20 protein-coding genes and 1 tRNA gene are annotated in these 17,877 nt (G+C 62.7%); 10 read left to right on the forward strand and 11 right to left on the reverse strand.

What is annotated here, in order from left to right; all coding sequences use genetic code 11:
• The first annotated feature begins 20 nt into the window (after positions 1-20).
• Positions 21-491, forward strand: coding sequence for an SRPBCC family protein (locus JWP26_RS11985; protein ID WP_299727659.1), 471 nt, complete (start codon positions 21-23; stop codon positions 489-491).
• A 129-nt stretch (positions 492-620) separates the two neighbouring features.
• On the opposite strand, the gene JWP26_RS11990 is transcribed toward JWP26_RS11985, so the two are convergent.
• A tRNA-Ser gene (locus JWP26_RS11990) sits at positions 621-713 on the reverse strand.
• A gap of 235 nt (positions 714-948) precedes the next feature.
• On the opposite strand from JWP26_RS11990, the gene JWP26_RS11995 reads away from it, so the two are divergent.
• Positions 949-1,479, forward strand: coding sequence for a DUF2147 domain-containing protein (locus tag JWP26_RS11995; RefSeq protein ID WP_299727661.1), 531 nt, complete (start codon positions 949-951; stop codon positions 1,477-1,479).
• 29 nt (positions 1,480-1,508) lie between these two features.
• Here the strand turns inward: JWP26_RS11995 and JWP26_RS12000 are convergent, their stop codons facing one another.
• Entirely contained in the window at positions 1,509-2,213 is a 705-nt protein-coding gene (locus JWP26_RS12000) for a glutathione binding-like protein (RefSeq protein WP_299727664.1), read from the reverse strand.
• An 84-nt stretch (positions 2,214-2,297) separates the two neighbouring features.
• On the reverse strand, positions 2,298-2,738 hold the full coding sequence (locus JWP26_RS12005) for a glyoxalase superfamily protein (RefSeq protein WP_299727666.1): 441 nt from the start codon (positions 2,736-2,738) through the stop codon (positions 2,298-2,300).
• 353 nt (positions 2,739-3,091) lie between these two features.
• Between JWP26_RS12005 and JWP26_RS12010 the strand changes: the two genes are divergently transcribed.
• Entirely contained in the window at positions 3,092-3,859 is a 768-nt protein-coding gene (locus JWP26_RS12010) for a sulfite exporter TauE/SafE family protein (RefSeq protein ID WP_299727669.1), read from the forward strand.
• 174 nt (positions 3,860-4,033) lie between these two features.
• Here JWP26_RS12010 and JWP26_RS12015 read toward each other — a convergent pair whose 3' ends face one another.
• The 3 genes from JWP26_RS12015 to sugE all read right to left on the reverse strand — a co-directional run bounded on the left by JWP26_RS12015 (position 4,034) and on the right by sugE (position 7,560).
• Positions 4,034-6,127: a molybdopterin-dependent oxidoreductase gene (locus tag JWP26_RS12015; protein WP_299727672.1), complete on the reverse strand. Its 2,094-nt coding sequence runs from the start codon at positions 6,125-6,127 to the stop codon at positions 4,034-4,036.
• Between the two features lie 267 nt (positions 6,128-6,394).
• Positions 6,395-7,018, reverse strand: coding sequence for a hypothetical protein (locus JWP26_RS12020; RefSeq protein WP_299727675.1), 624 nt, complete (start codon positions 7,016-7,018; stop codon positions 6,395-6,397).
• A 227-nt stretch (positions 7,019-7,245) separates the two neighbouring features.
• On the reverse strand, positions 7,246-7,560 hold the full coding sequence (gene sugE / locus JWP26_RS12025; RefSeq protein WP_299727678.1) for a quaternary ammonium compound efflux SMR transporter SugE: 315 nt from the start codon (positions 7,558-7,560) through the stop codon (positions 7,246-7,248).
• 182 nt (positions 7,561-7,742) lie between these two features.
• Between sugE and JWP26_RS12030 the strand changes: the two genes are divergently transcribed.
• Positions 7,743-8,168, forward strand: coding sequence for a DUF1801 domain-containing protein (locus JWP26_RS12030; RefSeq protein ID WP_299727681.1), 426 nt, complete (start codon positions 7,743-7,745; stop codon positions 8,166-8,168).
• Positions 8,168-8,503 (forward strand): GFA family protein, encoded by a 336-nt coding sequence (locus JWP26_RS12035; RefSeq protein ID WP_299727684.1) that lies wholly within the window; start codon positions 8,168-8,170, stop codon positions 8,501-8,503. The genes JWP26_RS12030 and JWP26_RS12035 overlap by 1 nt, the downstream gene beginning before the upstream one ends.
• Positions 8,504-8,511: 8 nt before the next feature.
• Here the strand turns inward: JWP26_RS12035 and JWP26_RS12040 are convergent, their stop codons facing one another.
• The 4 genes from JWP26_RS12040 to ndk all read right to left on the reverse strand — a co-directional run bounded on the left by JWP26_RS12040 (position 8,512) and on the right by ndk (position 11,714).
• Complete coding sequence (locus JWP26_RS12040; RefSeq protein ID WP_299727686.1) at positions 8,512-8,880, reverse strand: pentapeptide repeat-containing protein; 369 nt, start codon at positions 8,878-8,880, stop codon at positions 8,512-8,514.
• A gap of 69 nt (positions 8,881-8,949) precedes the next feature.
• Positions 8,950-10,929 (reverse strand): DEAD/DEAH box helicase, encoded by a 1,980-nt coding sequence (locus JWP26_RS12045; protein WP_299727688.1) that lies wholly within the window; start codon positions 10,927-10,929, stop codon positions 8,950-8,952.
• A gap of 153 nt (positions 10,930-11,082) precedes the next feature.
• The gene (locus JWP26_RS12050) at positions 11,083-11,289 is read right to left on the reverse strand and encodes a 4-oxalocrotonate tautomerase family protein (protein WP_299727690.1); all 207 of its coding nucleotides are present in this window, start codon (positions 11,287-11,289) and stop codon (positions 11,083-11,085) included.
• Between the two features lie 2 nt (positions 11,290-11,291).
• The gene (gene ndk, locus JWP26_RS12055; protein ID WP_299727692.1) at positions 11,292-11,714 is read right to left on the reverse strand and encodes a nucleoside-diphosphate kinase; all 423 of its coding nucleotides are present in this window, start codon (positions 11,712-11,714) and stop codon (positions 11,292-11,294) included.
• 185 nt (positions 11,715-11,899) lie between these two features.
• Here ndk and JWP26_RS12060 point away from each other — a divergent pair, with 185 nt between their 5' ends.
• The 5 genes from JWP26_RS12060 (at position 11,900) to JWP26_RS12080 (ending at position 17,395) form a co-directional block, all read left to right on the forward strand.
• Positions 11,900-12,727, forward strand: coding sequence for a hypothetical protein (locus JWP26_RS12060; protein ID WP_299727694.1), 828 nt, complete (start codon positions 11,900-11,902; stop codon positions 12,725-12,727).
• 104 nt (positions 12,728-12,831) lie between these two features.
• Positions 12,832-13,425 carry a GNAT family protein gene (locus JWP26_RS12065; protein ID WP_299727696.1) on the forward strand — a complete coding sequence of 198 codons (594 nt, stop codon included), beginning with the start codon at positions 12,832-12,834 and terminating at the stop codon, positions 13,423-13,425.
• Between the two features lie 150 nt (positions 13,426-13,575).
• Positions 13,576-15,435: an ABC-F family ATP-binding cassette domain-containing protein gene (locus tag JWP26_RS12070; protein ID WP_299727698.1), complete on the forward strand. Its 1,860-nt coding sequence runs from the start codon at positions 13,576-13,578 to the stop codon at positions 15,433-15,435.
• Between the two features lie 140 nt (positions 15,436-15,575).
• Positions 15,576-16,469 carry a DUF4344 domain-containing metallopeptidase gene (locus JWP26_RS12075; protein WP_299727700.1) on the forward strand — a complete coding sequence of 298 codons (894 nt, stop codon included), beginning with the start codon at positions 15,576-15,578 and terminating at the stop codon, positions 16,467-16,469.
• Positions 16,470-16,510: 41 nt separating this feature from the next.
• Positions 16,511-17,395: a DUF4344 domain-containing metallopeptidase gene (locus JWP26_RS12080; RefSeq protein WP_299727702.1), complete on the forward strand. Its 885-nt coding sequence runs from the start codon at positions 16,511-16,513 to the stop codon at positions 17,393-17,395.
• A 31-nt stretch (positions 17,396-17,426) separates the two neighbouring features.
• Here JWP26_RS12080 and JWP26_RS12085 read toward each other — a convergent pair whose 3' ends face one another.
• Complete coding sequence (locus tag JWP26_RS12085) at positions 17,427-17,873, reverse strand: DNA polymerase III subunit chi (protein ID WP_299727704.1); 447 nt, start codon at positions 17,871-17,873, stop codon at positions 17,427-17,429.
• Positions 17,874-17,877: the final 4 nt, after the last annotated feature.

The raw sequence follows: 17,877 nt of genomic DNA on the forward strand, positions 1-17,877 counted from the left end.
CAGCGAACAGGAAAGCCAAAATGACCGATACTGAAGACGAAAGCCGCGAACTCAGCCTCACCCGCCTGATCGATGCTCCGCGCGAGAAAGTCTATCGCGCCTGGACGCAGCCGGACCTGCTGGTGCAATGGTTTACGCCCAAGCCTTGGACTACGCTGCGAGCAGATATGGACGTGCGGCCCGGCGGCGCCAGTATGGTGGTGATGGCCGACCCCGACGGCAACGAATACCCCAATCCGGGGCAGTATCTGGAAGTGGTGCCGAACGAGAAACTGGTGTTCACCGATGCCTATATCGGCGGCTGGGTGCCCTCCCCCAAGCCTTTCATGACTGGAACTCTCACCTTCGCGGATGAAGGCGGCAAGACGCGCTACACGGCCGTAGTGCGACACTGGACAGTTGAAGATCGCAAGGCGCATGAAGCCATGGGCTTTTACACAGGCTGGGGCTTGGCGACCGATCAACTGGAAGCGTTGGTCAAGACGCTCTGAGCGCCCTACCCGCACGCATCAAAGGCTGGCGCCAAGGCGCCAGCTTTTTCGTTTATGTGCAGTGACTTGGGCGCCTGGGTAACACCGCAGCGAGAACCGAATTGTGGTCGACCGGTTCGCTGGGGTGAATGGCGGAGAAGAAGGGATTCGAACCCTCGAGACAGTTTTTGACCATCTGCGCCCTTAGCAGGGGCGTGCCTTCGACCACTCGGCCACCTCTCCAAGACGGGCTGGTACATGAGAACCTAGCGGGTGTGCAAGAGCTTTTCTCGGGGCAAGGTGTTTTCCTTGGGAGACGGGGCGGTGGAGCGCCGGATTGCTGGTGCTGTGCGTCGTGGATCGGCGCGGCAGGAGACCTGCTGCTGCAATTTTCTTTGTTCCGAGGCGATCCTGGGCATAATCGCGGGACAATATTCACGCGGTCGAATCGGCGTGGTCCGGCAAGGGGGGGGTTGGCATGGCGCACACGGGACTTCTGGCCGGGTTGAGGGTGGCGGCGCTGGCGCTGCTCATTCAGGCCGTGGGAATGGCAGGCGCCATGGCGCAAGCGCCAACCGAGGGCGTGGTTGCGCCGGACCCGATCGAGGGGGCGTGGCAGACCGTGCTGCTCTCGGAAATCACCATTGCGGCCTGTCCCGAGGGCTTTTGCGGCGCGCTGAGCAAGATTATCGTGCCGAGCGAGGGGCTGACGCCGGAAGAGCTGGCGGCGGCGCAGGCGATGGACCCCGCGACGTTTACCGACATGCGCAACAAGGATCCGGAATTGCGAAATCGGCCGATGCTGGGGCTGCAAATCCTGACGCTGTTGCCCAGCACCAAGCCGAATATCTATGACGGGGAAATCTATAACCCTCAGGACGGAAACATGTATTCGGGCTATGTCGAGATGACCGGCCCGGACGTGGCGCGGCTCAATGGCTGCGTGCTGTTCAACGTGGTGTGCAAGGGCGAAGACTGGGTGCGAGTGCCGCCGGTCGCAGAGGAATAAAAGCCGCGCCCGTAGGCGCGGCGACTGGACTAGCGAGCGCGTTGATTAAAAAGGATTTTCTGGGCTTCCTTGTCGTCGGCCAAGCTGGTGGCCTGTGGGATTTTGCCGATCTCGAGGCCTTTGGCGACTGCGGGGCGGGCGTTGAGGCGATCGAACCAGGCATAGAAATGAGGGAACTCGGTGCGGGTAATGCCGTAGCGTTCGGCGCTCTGGGCCCAGCCGATGGCGGCGATATCGGCGATGGAATAGTCGTCGGCAATGTAGTCGCGACCGGCGAGGCGCTTGTCGAGAACGCCGAAAAGGCGATGCGTTTCATCGCTGTAGCGCTTGATGGCGTAGGGAATTTTCTCGGGGGCGTAGACCGAGAAGTGATTGTTTTGTCCCAGCATGGGACCGAAACCGCCGACCTGCCAGAACAGCCATTCATCGACCGTGACCTGCTGGCGCGGATCGGTGGGGTAGAGTTTGCCGAACTTGAGGGCGAGGTATTTGAGGATGGCGCCGGATTCGAAGACCGAGATCGGAGTGCCGCCGGGGCCTTCGGGATCGACGATGGCGGGGATCTTGTTGTTCGGCGAAATGGCGAGGAACTCGGGCGTGAATTGTTCGCCCTTGCCGATGTCGATGCGGTGGTAAGTGTACGGAACGCCTAGCTCTTCCAGCATGATATGCAGCTTTTGCCCGTTCGGCGTCGGCAGGGAATAGGCTTCTATCGGCTTGGTCTGGGTGGTCATGGCGCGGTCCAATTCGGTGGGAGTGCAGGCAGTCTATCGGCAAATGACGATGGAGGGCAAGGCGGGTGCCCTGCCCGCCGGTTTCTACTCCCGCGTGAGCCGCATTTGGGGCTGGCCATCGCCGGTGCGCGCGGGAGAAACGCCATAGATATCAAGGGTTGAGGTTAGTCTTTTGCGGAAGGCGGAGAAAAGCTGGGAGGTGACGACGTCGACGGGTTCGTCCAGTTTCACGCTGACCTTGTGGTGTTGCATGTCGGACATGAGCTGCACGGCGACGACGAGGCCCTTGATGGGATGGCTGAGATAGGTGCCTTTGACGCGCCAGCCGACCTGGAACGGGGTGGCGACGCGCTCGGGCAGCATGGCGCGGGCGGTGTTCCAATCGCAAAATCCGTGAGCTTTTGCAATGACTTCGAGGGCGGCGCCGTGGGTCAGCGGGGTGCCGGCCTTGGCGCGTTCGTCGCGCAGGGCCTTGGCTTCGGATTTGAGGGTGAGAATGCTTGGGGTGTCGAGGGAAAACGACATGACGAGGTCCTTCACAATGCGTGAGGCGTCAAATCCATGGGGCTCGCCTTGCCATGAAACGCCTCGCAAAGGGAACCAGCATGCTGGACTTCTTGCTCAACGAACTGGCTTCACCATCGGGATTGCTCCCGGCGAGCGGCGGGTGCCAGTAACCTGGGTGGGGTAATGAGCGCGGCGACGGAATTTGTCAACGGGGCGGTATCAGGGTGGGTGATGGGGCAATCAGGGAAATGCGTTGGGCGGGGGGTGGATTAAAAGGATAAGCAGTTGAGGCGTTTCGGACCAGCCGAACAACCCCCACCCCCGCCCCTCAAGGGGGAGGGGAGCCGACGAGCGGCGCTTAAGGATAAGAGATGACTGAACTGCTGTTGCTGATCGCGGGGTTGTTGGGTGGGGCGGTGAACTCGCTCGCTGGGGGCGGCTCGTTCATCGTGTTTCCGGCGCTGCTGGCGGTGGGCGTGCCGCCGGTGATCGCCAATGCGTCCAATACATATGCCGCCCTGCCCGGCTATGTCAGCGGGGCGGCGGGCTACTGGTCGGGGATCTGGGCGCACAAGCATCTGCTGCCGCTCTATTCCATCGTGGCGCTGATCTTCGGCTATGTCGGGGCGGAACTGCTGCTGGTGGTTTCGGACGCGCAGTTTTCGGTGATCGTGCCGTGGCTGATGCTGTTCGCAGTGGTGCTGTTCGCGTTCGGCAACCGGATCAATGCGTGGATGGCGCAGCGCGGTGGTGGACGGCGCGGCATGAAGCTGGTGGGCGGCGTGCTGCTGCTGGCGTTCCTGGCGCTGGTTTGCATCTATGGCGGGTTCTTCAATGCGGGGCTGGGGATTTTGACGCTGGCGTTCCTGGCAACGGCGGGGCTGAGCGATATTCACGCCATGAACGGGCTCAAGATGTGGATCGCCGCCGTTGTGGCGATCGTGGCGGTGGCGCGGTTTGCGCTGAGCGGGTCGATCGACTGGTATCATGGCTCGATTGCCATGGTGGGCGTGACGGTGGGCGCCTATGTGGCGGCGCGGAATGCGCACCGGTTTCCGAGGGAGGCGATCCGGGCGGGCGTGATTATTTATGGGATCGGGATGACGGGGTGGTTTTTCTGGAAGGCTTATGCGGCCTAGCCCCTAGTCCGGTGCGTCACCCCCTCCTACCTCCCCCATCAAGGGGGAGGTTTCTCTCCACTCGTTAAACTCGAGCCAGTCCACCCACCGGCCTTCCCGCGGGAAGATCGAGTGGGGGGACAGTGCGGGGCAAGCATAAGTGGGCGGCGAGCGGTAAGCGGTGCTCGCTTCCCCTCAGTCGGCCTTCCTTAGCCACACCGCGGCATCATGAAACGACGCCCCACCAAACGGTGGCGCGGGGGCGGCGCTTGTTAGCGTGTTGATGCCTTGGCCGCGGCGGTGGGCTTTGTTGGGGTGGAGGCCTTCGGCGACGAGGACGCCGAGCGACATGCCGGTGGAGATGCGGGCGATCAGGTCGACGGAGCCGCGAGCGTTGCCGAGGGTAACGTAGTCGCCGTCGGCGATGGCATTGGCTGCCGCGTCGTCGGGGTGGATGAAGACCGAGGGTGGGCCCTCGCGGCGCTGGCTGCCGGGGGTTTCGTTGAAGGTTGAGTTGAGGAAGCCGCGCGCCGGGCTGGTGGCGAGGCGGAAGGGATGCTCGGGGGTGGCGTTCTCGATGATGTCCCAGTGGTCGGCGAAGCGGGGCATGTCGGCCGGGTCGCAGGTCCAGAGATAGCCCTTCTTGTCGGCGGTGCCTTGCCAGTTGGGGGCAAAGCGATAGCGCTTGTCGGGCCAGGCGAAGCCGGTGGCGAAGCGGGCAACATCGTCGGGGCGCTCGCGATCGACGAAGCCGACTTTTTCGATGTCGTCGAGATTGCCGTAATTGGAGCGGCGGAAGGTTTCGGCGACGACGTCGCGGTCGACGGTGCGGAAAATGTCGTCGTCGAGGCCGAGGCGCAAGGCCAGGGCGTTGATGACTTCATGGTTGGACCAGGTCTGGCCGGGGCGTTCGATGACCTTTGGGCCGTAGAGCACGCGGGTGTGGCCGCCACGGGTGTAATAATCGTTGTGTTCAAGGAACATGGTGGCGGGCAGGACGATATCGGCCATTTCGGCCGTTTCGGTCATGAACTGCTCGTGGACGACGAGGAACAGGTCCTCGCGGGCGAAGCCTTGACGGGTCAGGTTCTGGTTGGGGGCGACGCTGGCGGGATTGGTGTTTTGCACGATCATCGCCTTGACCGGGCCGCCATGCTTGAGGGCCTTGGCGTCGCCGGTCAGGATGGGGCCGATCTCGGACATGTCGAGTTCGCGCGGCGCGCCCTTTTGCAGGTGGGGGCCAGTGATGCGGGATTTGTCTAGCGCCCAGGTGCCGGAATTGGAATGGAAAGCGCCACCGCCGCGATGCTGCCAGGCGCCGGTCATGGCGGGGATGCTCAGCGCCGCATGCATGGCGGTGGCGCCGTTGCGCTGGCGGGTAAAGCCATAGCCAAGGCGGAAATAGGTGCGCGGCGTGGTGCCGACGAGGCGGGCGAAGGTTTCGATTTCGATTGTGGTGAGGCCCGTGATGGCGGCGGCCCATTCTGGGGTTTTGGTCGCCAGATGGGCTTCGAAGTCGGTGCCGAAATCGGTGTATTTTTCCATGTAGGCGCGGTCGGCCAGATTATCGCGTAGCAGCACGTGCATGACGGCGACGGCGAGCGCGCCATCGGTGCCGGGGCGCAGGATGAGGCCGAGATCGGCCTGGGCCATGGTGGCGGTGCGGTAGATGTCGATGACGACGATCTTGGCGCTGCGCTCCTTTTTGGCGCGCATGGCGTGGGTCATGACGTTGACCTGGGTGTGCACGGCATTGGTGCCCCAGATGACGACGCAGTCGCTTTCGGCCATCTGTTCGGGATTGACGCCGCCGAGCATGCCGGTGCCGGCGATGTAGCCGGGCCATGACGTGCCGGTGCAGATGGTGTCGTATTGGTTGGAATAGCCTTTAGCGGCGCGCAGGCGATCGATGCCGTCGCGGTGCACGTGGCCCATGGTGCCGGCGTAGTAGTAGGGCCAGATGGCTTCGGCGCCGTGTTCGGCTTCGATGGCGGTGAAGCGGGCGGCGATCTCGTCGAGGGCGTCGTCCCATGAGATGGGGGCCCACTGCCCTGCCCCTTTGGGGCCGATGCGGCGGAGCGGCTGGGTCAGGCGGTCTGGGTGGTGAACGCGCTCGGCGTAGCGGGCGACTTTTTCGCAGATGACGCCGGCGGTGTAGGGATCGTCCTTGGCGCCACGGACGCGGCCGATGGTGTGGTTGTCGATGATTTCAACATCGAGGGCACAGGCCGACGGGCAATCGTGCGGACAGACCGAACGGGCGATGCGGGCGACGACGGGCTTGTTCATGGGCGGCGGCTCGGGGCTTGCTGTGGGGGCAAGGTACGCGAGGGCGGTCAGGGGGTAAATGTGATTGTGGTGATGGGTGGGATGAAGAGGAGTGATGGGCCGGGCTTATCGACAGATCGGGGCTAAACGGTCACCCCCTCCCAGCCTCCCCCATCAAGGGGGAGGTGTCTGCCGGTGGGTTGAACTGGATCGAGTCCAAAGAGTGGAGAGACACCTCCCCCTTGATGGGGGAGGCTGGGAGGGGGTGGGCAGGCGGTGACCGATGGGCTAAAGCGCGAAAGCCTTCGTTGCCGTCTCGGCATTCCGCCGGGCCCGATTGGCCGCGTGCTTGGCCAATGCGGCCGCGCCCGAGTGGAACTGCGAGAAGGTGACCTTCTGGCGGTCGTGGGTCGCGACGGTGATGCCGCGCCAGTTGGGGCGGACGGAGCGGACGTCGGACCAGGCAATGGTGGTGGTCTTGCCGAAGGCGTTTTGGCGTTCGAGGGCGGAGTTGTTCCAGCGCACTTTTACGAAGAGGCCGCCAAGCCCGATGGAGACCGCGCCGGAGCCGAGGCTGATCGAGGCGATGAAAGCGGCGATCATCTGGGTGGGCGGGACGACACGGGTGCCGCCGATAACGATGACGGCGGACATCAGCACGATGGCAAGGGCAGCGGCGCCATAGCAGGCGAAATATTCGACCATGGAGGGGCGCAATTCGGCCCAGCCCTCGACCTGGATGGCCTCTTCGGACTGCACGATGCGCAGCGCCAGAAAGGCCGCATAGGCGAAGGCGACAACGCCGGCAGCGCGTGCCAGAGGCAGAGTTTCAAGGCCCGGAATGTGTTTGAGAATGAGAAGGGAAACGATCACGATCAGTGGCACAGCCACTTCCTGCCAGCGCAAGGGCACTATCTGCTCTCCAAAAATGAGGGCCGGTGACGCGAACACGGCATTCCAATGGACTGGAGGCTAACAAACTTTTTGAATCGGCCTACTAACATTTTCGGGAGCAGCGCAGATGGCGCGGAACCCGTACTTTTTTGTCACACCTTGGTGGCTCAGGTTTTGAATCAACTGGCTCGCGCAGTGATTCAACTGCCGCCGGAGTTGAATCCGACGGCCGCGCTAAGTCATTGTCAGGAAAACAGTTTTAGGCCCGCAATACCGGCAATGATCAGACCGATCGACACCAAGCGGGCCACGGTGGCGGCATCGCCGAACAGCATCATGCCGAGGATGGCGGTGCCGACTGTGCCGATGCCGGTCCAGACGGCGTAGCCGGTGCCGACGGGCAGGTCGCGCAGGGCGATGCCGAGCAGCACCACGCTGATGATCATGGCACCGACGGTCAGGACGGTGGGGGTAAGGCGGGTAAAGCCGTCGGTATATTTGAGGCCGATCGCCCAGCCCATTTCAAACAGGCCGGCGATAACGAGATAGACCCAGGCCATTGGATTGCTCCGTGGTTTCGGGTCGTCCCGAGGAAAAGATGAAAGTGCCTGGCCGTCCAGACAGGTGCTAGATAGTCGCCATCGGGCCCATTGTGAAGAGGCGGCGAGGACCAGCAGATGGTCCCTGTTCGCATGACCGCGCGACCCCGGCAGCTTGACCGGGACGGGAGGAGCCGCAATGAATGGCCATAGAACGAGGGGGTAACGCCATGGATGCGGCGGTGGCGGCAGTATTGGACGGATATCCGATTGCAACGCGGGAACGGCTGCTGCGGTTGCGGGAGCTGATCATTGAGACGGCGGCCAGTACGGCTGGTGTCGGGGCGCTGGAGGAGACGCTGAAATGGGGTCAGGTGAGTTACCTGACGCCGCAGAGCGGCAGCGGGACGACGGTGCGGATCGATGTGGACAAGGCGAGCGGTCAGCCGGCGATTTATGTGAACTGCCAGACCAATCTGGTGGATGAGTATCGGCAGATTTATCCCGAGGCGTTCGCGTATCAGGGAACGCGGGCGGTGGTGATTGGGGATGCGCCGGACGAGGCGGCGTTGCGGCATGTGATTGCGCAGGCGCTGACGTATCATTTGCGCAAGAAGCGGGTGGTGTGATGGCTGAGGTCGAGGGGAGTTGCCATTGCGGCGCGGTGCATTTTACGGCGGCCTATGCGCCGACCGATATCAACGATTGCCAATGTGATCATTGCCAGAAGCGCGGCGTGCTGTGGGCATATTACACGCCTAAGGACGTGACGGTGACGGGCGCCGGCTCCAGCTATGTGTGGGGCCACGAGCATACCCGTTTCCACTTTTGCACGGTGTGCGGATGCACGACGCATTGGACGGCGGTGGACCCGAAGCGGGATCGCATGGCCATCAATGCAAGGTTATTGCCGCGCGAGGCGGTGGCCGGGGCGAGTGTGAGGAAGTCGCCCGGGCCACGGTGAGCCGAGGACTATGTTCGCCCGTAGGCGGCGAGCAGATCGCTGACCAGGATGCCGTTGATACGCATGCCGGTCAGGTCGGCGTCGTTGATCGAGGCATTGACCAGTGAGACGCCGGCGAAAGTGGCGTTGGACAGGTTGGCGTCCGTTACCACGATGCCGGAGAGATTGACGTTATTGAACGTCGCGCCGGCCAGATTGACGTCATCGAATACGGCATCGCCGAGGTTGGTATCGGTGAATGCCGCCCTCGTCAGCAGAGCGTGGAACCGGGCTTCGGTGAGGTTGACTGCGTCGAAGTTGGAGCCGGTCATGTCAGCGCGGCGGTAGTGGGTGTCGCGCAGGACCTGGCCGTCGAAAGGGGTGGCGTTCTCGCTCATCAGTGATCCTCCAGAATGGCCAAGGCGATTAGCGATGGCCATTCTGGTCGGTTGTCCGGCTGATGGCAACTAGACCTGCGGCTTGCGCTTGGCCTTGTGGTCCTTGGGCTTGAAGACCTTTTCCTTTTTCGGCGGGGCACCGGCAGCTTTGTCGGCGCTCCACTTTGGCTTGCCCTTGTCCTTGCTCGGCGGGGCCTTGGTCACCTTGGGGGGACGGGGCTTGTCGAAGTCGGGCTTGGGCGCACGCGGAGCTGCCGTTTCGGCGGCGGGGTTCCAGGCGCCAGTGGCGGGGGCAGCAAAATCGTCAGGCTGCAGGCCGCCCGAGCCGTAGCGGGACTGACGATCGGCACGCTCTGGGCGTGGCGCGGACGGATCAAACCGCTCGATCGGACCTTCAGGGCGACGCTGGGCGGCCGGTGGGCGCGTGCGGCCTTCGGTGCGTTCGCCGGGGCCATCGATGGCGGTGATGAAGACGCCGCGTTCGCCGGAGCCATTCTTTTCAACGCTCTTGGCGAAGGCATCGGCCTTGCCGGCGGCGACTTCGAAGTGGCTTTCGGTATCGAAGATGCGGATCGAGCCGATGGCGACCTTGGTGACGTTGCCGGCCTTGCACAGCATGGGAAGGAGCCAGCGGGGTTCGGCCTTGTGCTTGCGGCCAACGGAGACCTTGAACCAGGTGCCGCCTTCGAATTTTTCACGGACGCGGGGATCGCTGTCGCCGGGCTTGCCGGGCTGAGCGTTTTCGGTGACTTCCTCGGGGGTTGGACGGGCGGCGAGCTGTTGGCGGAGGTAGGCCGCGGCGATGGCTTCCGGGGTGTAGCGCGACAGCAGTTCGGCGACGAAGGGTGCCTCCTCTTCGCCGATGGCGGCAGTCAGGGCGACGTCAGTCAGGATGGATTCGCGGTAGCGGGCATCGATATCGGCGCTGGTCGGGGGCGCCATATTGGTGACGTCGAGCTTGGCGAGCTTGAGGGTGCGCTGGACCGCGTTGCGGCGGTGCATTGGCACTATCAGAACGCAGGTGCCCTTGCGCCCTGCCCGGCCAGTGCGGCCCGAACGATGCAGGAGGGTATCGGGATTGGTGGGCATGTCGGCGTGGATGACGAGATCGAGATTGGGCAGATCGATACCGCGGGCAGCCACGTCGGTGGCGACGCAGATGCGGGCGCGACCATCGCGCATGGACTGTAGCGCGTTGGTGCGCTCGGCCTGGCTGAGTTCGCCCGAGAGGGTGACGACGTCGAAGCCACGATTGTGCAGGCGCGAGGAGAGGTGTTTGACGCCTTCACGGGTCGAGGCGAAGACCAGGGTATTGGCGCTATCGAAATAGAGCAACGTGTTGATGATGGCGTTTTCGCGCTCGGCGGCGGGAACCAGCATCAGCTTGTAGTCGATGTCGGCATGCTGTTCGGCCGAGTTGGTGGCCGAGATGCGCAGGGCGTCGTTCTGGAAGGTTTTCGCCAGTTGGGCGATCTGCTTGGGAACGGTCGCGGAAAACAGCAGGGTGCGGCGATCTTCGGGGGCGGCGTCGAGGATGAATTCGAGGTCTTCGCGGAAGCCGAGGTCGAGCATTTCGTCGGCTTCGTCAAGGACGACAGCGCGCAGGGCGGACATGTCGAGCACGCCCTTGGTGATGTGATCGCGCAGACGGCCGGGCGTGCCGACGACGATGTGGGCACCGCGTTCGAGAGCACGGCGCTCGGTGCGCATATCCATGCCGCCAACGCAGGACGCGGTCTTGGCGCCGGCTTCGGCATAGAGCCAATCGAGTTCGCGCTGAACCTGGAGCGCCAGTTCGCGGGTGGGCGCGATGATCAACGCAAGGGGGGCGCCGAGTTCGGTGAAGCGTTCAGCGTCGCCCAGCAGCGTCGGGGCGATGGCCATGCCGAAGGCGACGGTCTTGCCGGAGCCGGTCTGGGCGGAAACGAGCAGATCGCGGCCAGCGGCGTCATCGGCGATGACAGCGTCCTGCACGGCGGTCAGGGTTTCATACCCCTTGGCGGCAAGGGCGCGGGCGAGTGGGGCGATGATAGTGTCGGGAAGTGACAATGCAGTTCTTTCAGGTGGGGTGAGAACCCCTACCCGGCCCTCCCCTTTGTCGTCGGGAGGCAGCGAAGGAGCTCTGGATTGGGTGCAGTATAGCACAAACAAGCAAAAAGGCCGCCCGGCGGGCGGCCTTCCAAATTCAGCAGGTGAAATTAGTCAGGCCTTGGGCTGCTTCCGCAATTCGGCGATGGACTTGCCCTTGTGGCCCCAGTTTTCCAACGGCACTTCATCGATGACGACGAAGGTGCTGTCGGGGTTCTTGCCGAGCACCTTGACCAGCACGTCAGTGATGCCGGCGATCACGTCCGACTTCTGCTGGGCGGTGACGTTGTCATCGAGGATGCGAACGTTGACGTAGGGCATGATCAGCCGACGATTTCGGCGTCGGTGAAGAAGAACTTGATCTCTTCGGCAGCGGTCTCGGGAGCGTCCGAACCGTGAACCGAGTTTTCGCCGATCGAGAGGGCGAATTCCTTGCGGATGGTGCCGTCAGCGGCGTTGGCCGGGTTGGTAGCGCCCATGACTTCGCGGTTCTTGAGAATGGCGTTTTCGCCTTCCAGGACCTGAACGACAACCGGCGAGGCGATCATCTGCTCGACCAGTTCGCCGAAGAAGGGGCGATCCTTATGGACGGCATAGAAGCCTTCGGCCTGAGCGCGGGTCATGTGGATTTTCTTGAGCGCGACGGGGCGCAGACCGGCTTCCTCGAACTTGGCGAGAACCTTGCCGATCAGATTGCGGCGGACGACGTCGGGCTTCAGAATGGAAAAGGTGCGTTCGAGAGCCATTGAAACTGGTCCTTGATTTTGGATTGATTTTTGTAAGGGTCGCGCCTTGTAGCGTCAGAGTTTGACAGAGGCAAGACTGGTGGATCGCATGGCTCACCGGCATAGGCCGCTAAAATTGTGTTCAACAGCGGTCTTGCCAAAATCGCGCGGGCAATGGGATGGCTGTCTCCATTGTCCGGTTTTCAATGGTCGAGTCTTTTCATGAGCGATATTTCAAGCGCCTTTCCGACGCGGCCCCTGATGGTGGCGAAAAGCGGCATCGGATCGGCAAGGCCACTGTGGTGCTGGCGCTGTTCATGTTTGCGTTGGTGGTCGGTGGGGCCATCTGGGTTGGGCCCAATCTGGTGCGCGATTTCATTATCCAGGCCGACCCCGTGGAAGTGCCGGAGGCCGATATTCGCAATGGCGAGTGCTCGACCTATCGCGGCTTCATGGAAAGCTGTGGCGCCGATATTTCTTATGAGATCAAGGGCAAGCACTTCGAGGCGTCACTGCATTATCTGTTTCTCGATCCGTCCAATGGGGACTATCAGGTCAGCGTCGTGCGCTCGGCCAGCCATCCGAGCATGGCCACGCTCAGCCTGGGGCTCGACATGCTGTGGAATCGCGCCATCGTGGCGGCGGCCATCGGCGCCGGCTTCCTGGCATTGGGGCTGGGGCTGTTGAACAAGGCGCGACGCGATTCTCGTTTTGCGCGGACGCTGAGGGTGCCGGTGCAACTGGTGCCGGTGCCGGCGACAGTCGCCATTGCGCGCAAGCTGTTCTTCGGGCTGATGGGCACGACCTACACGGTCAAATACACGCTGGATGGTAAAAAGTACCAGGACGCCCATAGTGGGTTCAAGCGGGGCGAGCGGCCGTTCGTGCTGGGGATGAATGGCAAGAAGAGCGTGCTGTTGGGGGCCGTGCCCAGGCAGGGTGGGATGATGATCCTGCTGGATGCGGCGCTGGAGCGAGTCGAGTTCACGACCGCGGAACGGCAGGCGTTGGGCGCGGCGGTCAACGCGGCTTGAATTTGCCGCCCTGCCCCGCCGGCGCGCATCTTGAGCAATGCGCCGGCTGGCAAATGAACCGCCCCTGAAAAGCATGCTAGGCATAAACGAAATGGAGGGCGGTTGTGGCTTTGGAAGCGGTGAGCCTGTCAGGCCAGTGGGCGGAGCTTGTTCCGCTGACGGCGGAACATCACGACGCTCTGGTCGAGGTGGTGCAGGACGGCAATCTTTGGGAGCTGTGGTATACGGGCGTGCCCAGGCCTGAGGCGGTGTCCGCCCATATCGATCGCCTGTTGGACCTTCAGGCGAAAGGGGCGGTGCTGCCGTTTGCGGTTTTCGACAAAGCGCGAAACCGGGTGGCGGGCATGACGACGTATATGAATATCGATCTCGACGCGCCGCGCCTTGAGATCGGCGGCACCTGGTATGCGAAAAGCTCGCAGCGAAGCCCGTTGAATACGGAGGCCAAGCTGCTGTTGCTCAGCCATGCGTTCGAGCGGGTAAACTGCCTGGCCGTGGAATTTCGCACCCACTTCATGAACCACCAAAGCCGCCGCGCCATCGAGCGCCTGGGCGCCAAGCTCGACGGCGTCTTGCGCCAGCATATGCGGATGCGTGATGGCACGCTGCGCGACACCTGCGTCTACAGCATTATCGCATCGGAATGGCCCGCCGTGCGGTCCAACCTGACATGGAAGTTGGCGCAGCCGCCAGCCTAGCCTCGGCGCTGACCCGGTCGAACGAAGCAGCCATGTGCGGCGGGCGGTTGCCAAGGGCGCGTTGAAACTCTATCCAGCACGGTAATTCGCGAGCACGCGCGCTTTTTCGCTGCGGCTTCACCAATTTCCTCGTTTTCAGATCGTCTCGCCATGCTGACCATCAATAATCTCATCTATCGCATCCAGGGCCGTGAATTGTTCGACGGCGCGTCGGTGACGCTGCCGACTGGCTCCAAGACCGGGTTCGTGGGCAAGAACGGCACGGGCAAGACCACGCTGTTCCACCTGATCCAGAACCATCTGGCGCCGGACGCGGGCAGTATCGAGCTGGTCAAGAAGGCGCGCATCGGCGCGGTGGCGCAGGAAGCGCCGGCCGGCAATGAGACCGTGCTGGAAGTGGTGATGGCCGCCGACAAGGAGCGCACCGCGCTGATGGCCGAGGCCGAGACGGCGACCGACCCGGAGCGGATCGGCGAAATCTATATGCGGCTGGCCGATATCGATGCGCATACCGCCGAAGCGCGGGCGTCGACGATTCTGAAGGGCCTTGGCTTCGAGCATGACCGGCAGAACGGGCCGACGCACGAGCTATCGGGCGGCTGGCGCATGCGCGTGGCACTGGCCGGCGTGCTGTTCAGCCAGCCGGACCTGCTGCTGCTCGACGAGCCGACCAACTATCTGGATCTGGAAGGCACGCTGTGGCTGGAGAAGTATCTCGCCACCTATCCCTATACCGTGTTCATGATCAGCCATGACCGTGACCTGCTGAACAAGTCGGTCTCCTCAATCATCCATCTCGAGCACAAGCATTTGACCTTCTACAAGGGCAATTACGACACGTTCGAAGCCACGCGCCGCATGCAGATGGAGCTGAACAACAAGAGCCGCGAGAAGTCGCTGGATCAGGCTGCGCATATGCAAAAGTTCGTGGACCGGTTCCGCGCTTCCGCCACCAAGGCCAAACAGGCCCAGGCGCGCATCAAGATGATCGAGAAGCTGAAGCCGCCGGCGGCGATGTTCGACGAATATTCGGCGCCGTTCACCTTCCAGCAGCCCAAGGCGGAAGCGGCGACGCCGATGATTTCGCTGGATGGCGTTTCGGCGGGCTATGGCGACAAGACCATTCTGCGCAACATCAACATGCGCATCGACCCGGAAGACCGGATCGCGCTGATCGGGGTCAACGGCAATGGCAAATCGACCTTCGCCAAGCTGTTGGCGGGCGATATCAAGCCGCTGAGCGGGACGTTCAACAAGGGCAAGAAGCTGGAGATCGCGCATTTTGCGCAGCACCAGATGGATAAGCTCAAGCCGGAATGGACGCCGTTCGAGCACATTATCGAGCTGATGCCGACGGACCCCGAAAGCAAGCGCCGCTCGCGATTGAGCCAGATGGGTCTGACCAAGTCGCGCATGGATACCCCGGCCAAGAACCTGAGCGGTGGCGAGCGGGCGCGGCTGCTGATGGGGCTGATCACGTTCGGCGGGCCGGGGATGATGATCCTCGACGAGCCGACCAACCATCTCGATATCGACAGCCGCGACGCGCTGGTGCATGCGCTGAACGATTATGAGGGCGCGGTGCTCATCATCAGCCACGATCGCCATCTGGTCGAGGCGACCTGCGATACGCTGTGGATCGCCGAGGGCGGCACGATCAAGGTGCTGGACGAGGATCTGGACAGCTATCAGCGCAGCATCGTGGGCGGCAAGGAGCCCAAGGGCAGCAAGGAAGACCGCAAGGCGGCCAAGCAGGAGGCCGCGGCCAAGCGCGAGGCGATCGCACCGATCAAGGCGAGCATCAAGGACGCGGAAACCAAGATCGCGCGTTTGAAGGTGGAAATCGGGAAAATCCAGAACCAGTTGGACGACCCGAAGATCTACAACGGGCCGGCTGACCGGCTGATTGCGCTGGGCAAGGATAAGGCGCGGTTTGGCGCCGACCTCGACACGACCGAAGAGCAATGGCTGGCGCTGAGCGCCGAGCTGGAGAGCGCCGAAAACGCCTAGTGCAACTGGCCGCACGTGGCGCTATTCCGTGCGGACTAGTCTTGGCGAGAGCAGCGATTAACTGGGTGGCGTGACGTGAGTTGACACGAACGCCCGGTTGCACTTTGGTGGCGCCAGCTACTCCGGCTGAAAGTCAGTACATGCGCGCGTCACGCATCCGCCTGGTCCTCGTTCTCCTCGCGGTAATCCTTGGCGCTGGTTCGGTCGCTGCACAGCCGACGAGCAAGGCGCAACGCGCCACGATCAACCGTTTTGCCGCCAACAATAGCCTGTTCGTGCTGTATCATGAGATCGGGCACATGCTGGTGCACCAGCTCAACCTGCCCGTGCTGGGCAAGGAAGAGGACGCGGCCGACAATATGGCGACCTGGACCCTGCTGCGCAAAGGCACGCCGGAGGCCGACCAGGCGCTGGCGGACGCGGCGTATGGCTGGCTGCTGTCGGGCCAGGCCTATGCCAGCACGATCGAAGACGAGGACCTTTACGGCAACCATAGCCTCGACCGACAAAGGGCCTTCCAGATCGTCTGCCTGATGGTGGGCAGCAATGAATCCGCGTTCCGGCCGATCGCCAACGAATATGCCATCGACAACGATCGCCAGACCAGTTGCGCCGACGATTATTATACCGTCAACCGAAGTCTGGAGGGTCTGCTCGGCTCGCGCGCGGGTAAGAACGGCCACGGCACCAAGGTCACCGTGACTTATCACGATGCCGGCGGGCAGCTGAAAAAGGCGGCCGATGCCTTTCGCGCCAGCGGCGTGTTCGACCAGGTGGCCGAGGAAGTGCGCACCAATTACAGCATTTCCACCCCGCTCAAGTTCAATGCGGAGCGCTGTGGCGAGGCCAACGCGTTCTACGATCCGGACAATGACGAAGTGATCTTCTGCTACGAGCTGATGCAGGACTATATCGACCTGTATTCGGCCGATATTCCGGCCAGCGACGTGTCGGCCGAACCGCGCCCTACGGGTACGGGCAAATCGAAGAATCAGCCCACGTCGACGGGCACGAGCGTGTCGCAGAAGAATTAGATTTCCGCGCTATGCGGGCCAGAAATACGGGGACTTGAGGGATGGACTTGCTACGAACTGCTGCGGCGGCGCTGCTTTGCTGCGCCATGTGGACTGCCACCGCCATCGCGCAGGATGACCCCGAACAAGTCGAGTCAGACGCGATAGACTTTGCCCTGCACGATGCCGAATACACAATGTATCATGAGATCGGGCATCTGTTGGTCAACGAGCTGGACCTGCCGGTGCTGGGCAAGGAGGAAGACGCGGCCGATGCGCTGGCCGTTATCCTGATGCTCAACGACACCGCGGACCTCGATGAGTCGGCCAACGCCTTGGTCGATAGCGCCGATGGCTGGTATTATAACGCGGTCAAGGCCAACCGGGCGACGGTGGAAGACCTGATGTATTACGACTCGCATAGCCTGGATATCCAGCGCGCCTATGCGATGGTCTGCATGATGGTGGGGGCCCAGCCCGAAGCGTTCAAGGAAACCGCCGACGGGTTCAACATGGACGCCGATGGGCAGGAGCAGTGTTCCTACACCTATTCGGATGCCGAGCGGGCGTGGAACAAACTGCTGGAGCCGTTCCTTGCGGTCGAGGGGGGACCGGTGGGCGAGCCGATCACTGTCGTCTATGAGGACGCGGCGCCGGGCTTCGAGCAGTACAAGGACGAATTGCAGTCGCGCGCCATTTTGGACAATGCAGCGGCGCTGGTCTCGGCCAAGTTCGTATTGCCGCGGCCGATCACGTTCCTCGGAACGCAGTGCGATACGGCCAATGCCTGGTACAGCAATAGCGATGCGCAGATCACCTATTGCTACACGCTGACCGGCGACATGCACGACCTCTACGTCAATGACATCATCGGCTCGGGCAGCGATGAGGACACCAGCGACGAGGATACCGGCGAGACCGACGACAGCGAGGAAGTGACCGAATAGCGGGCGGCTTCAACCAACGGGACCGCTGGCGTCAGGCCTTCTTGACCCAGCGGCCGTCGGGTTCTTGCTGCCAGTAGGTCAGGGTATTGCCGGGAAGCAGGTTGCGCCAGGCAATGCGGGCTTCGCTGACGGCGTCGGGGTCGTGGCCGGAGAACATGTAGACGATACGCTGGTAGCCCTCGGCGGTCTGGGGCACGGCGCGATCGATGAAGAAGCGGACGGCGGCGCCATTGGGATTGTCGTTCGCCGTGGTGATGAGGATGGGCTGGAGCGCGTCGGTGTCCTCGCCGGCCAGGCCATGGGCAAGGAAACTGTCGTCGCGATAGGTCCATAGATGGGCATCGAGCGCTTCGGCCCGCTCGGTGCTGCCGACTTCGATCACGGCGCGCCAGCCGCGCTCCAGGGTCTTCTCCAGCAATTGGGGAATGACCGCTTCGAGCGGGCGCTGTTCGAGGTGATAGAAGAGAACGTCGGGCATAGCG

This window comes from Devosia sp. (assembly GCF_028290435.1).
Classification (GTDB): Bacteria; Pseudomonadota; Alphaproteobacteria; order Rhizobiales; family Devosiaceae; genus Devosia.

Bases quoted from the DNA above. Each gene is read 5' to 3' on its own strand.
- JWP26_RS11985 (WP_299727659.1), top strand. From the start codon at position 21: ATGACCGATACTGAAGACGAAAGCCGCGAACTCAGCCTCACCCGCCTG.
- JWP26_RS11995 (WP_299727661.1), top strand. From the start codon at position 949: ATGGCGCACACGGGACTTCTGGCCGGGTTGAGGGTGGCGGCGCTGGCG.
- JWP26_RS12000 (WP_299727664.1), bottom strand. From the start codon at position 2,213: ATGACCACCCAGACCAAGCCGATAGAAGCCTATTCCCTGCCGACGCCG.
- JWP26_RS12005 (WP_299727666.1), bottom strand. From the start codon at position 2,738: ATGTCGTTTTCCCTCGACACCCCAAGCATTCTCACCCTCAAATCCGAA.
- JWP26_RS12010 (WP_299727669.1), top strand. From the start codon at position 3,092: ATGACTGAACTGCTGTTGCTGATCGCGGGGTTGTTGGGTGGGGCGGTG.
- JWP26_RS12015 (WP_299727672.1), bottom strand. From the start codon at position 6,127: ATGAACAAGCCCGTCGTCGCCCGCATCGCCCGTTCGGTCTGTCCGCAC.
- sugE (WP_299727678.1), bottom strand. From the start codon at position 7,560: ATGGCCTGGGTCTATCTCGTTATCGCCGGCCTGTTTGAAATGGGCTGG.
- JWP26_RS12030 (WP_299727681.1), top strand. From the start codon at position 7,743: ATGGCCATAGAACGAGGGGGTAACGCCATGGATGCGGCGGTGGCGGCA.
- JWP26_RS12035 (WP_299727684.1), top strand. From the start codon at position 8,168: ATGGCTGAGGTCGAGGGGAGTTGCCATTGCGGCGCGGTGCATTTTACG.
- JWP26_RS12040 (WP_299727686.1), bottom strand. From the start codon at position 8,880: ATGAGCGAGAACGCCACCCCTTTCGACGGCCAGGTCCTGCGCGACACC.
- JWP26_RS12050 (WP_299727690.1), bottom strand. From the start codon at position 11,289: ATGCCCTACGTCAACGTTCGCATCCTCGATGACAACGTCACCGCCCAG.
- ndk (WP_299727692.1), bottom strand. From the start codon at position 11,714: ATGGCTCTCGAACGCACCTTTTCCATTCTGAAGCCCGACGTCGTCCGC.
- JWP26_RS12060 (WP_299727694.1), top strand. From the start codon at position 11,900: ATGGTCGAGTCTTTTCATGAGCGATATTTCAAGCGCCTTTCCGACGCG.
- JWP26_RS12070 (WP_299727698.1), top strand. From the start codon at position 13,576: ATGCTGACCATCAATAATCTCATCTATCGCATCCAGGGCCGTGAATTG.
- JWP26_RS12075 (WP_299727700.1), top strand. From the start codon at position 15,576: ATGCGCGCGTCACGCATCCGCCTGGTCCTCGTTCTCCTCGCGGTAATC.
- JWP26_RS12080 (WP_299727702.1), top strand. From the start codon at position 16,511: ATGGACTTGCTACGAACTGCTGCGGCGGCGCTGCTTTGCTGCGCCATG.
- JWP26_RS12085 (WP_299727704.1), bottom strand. From the start codon at position 17,873: ATGCCCGACGTTCTCTTCTATCACCTCGAACAGCGCCCGCTCGAAGCG.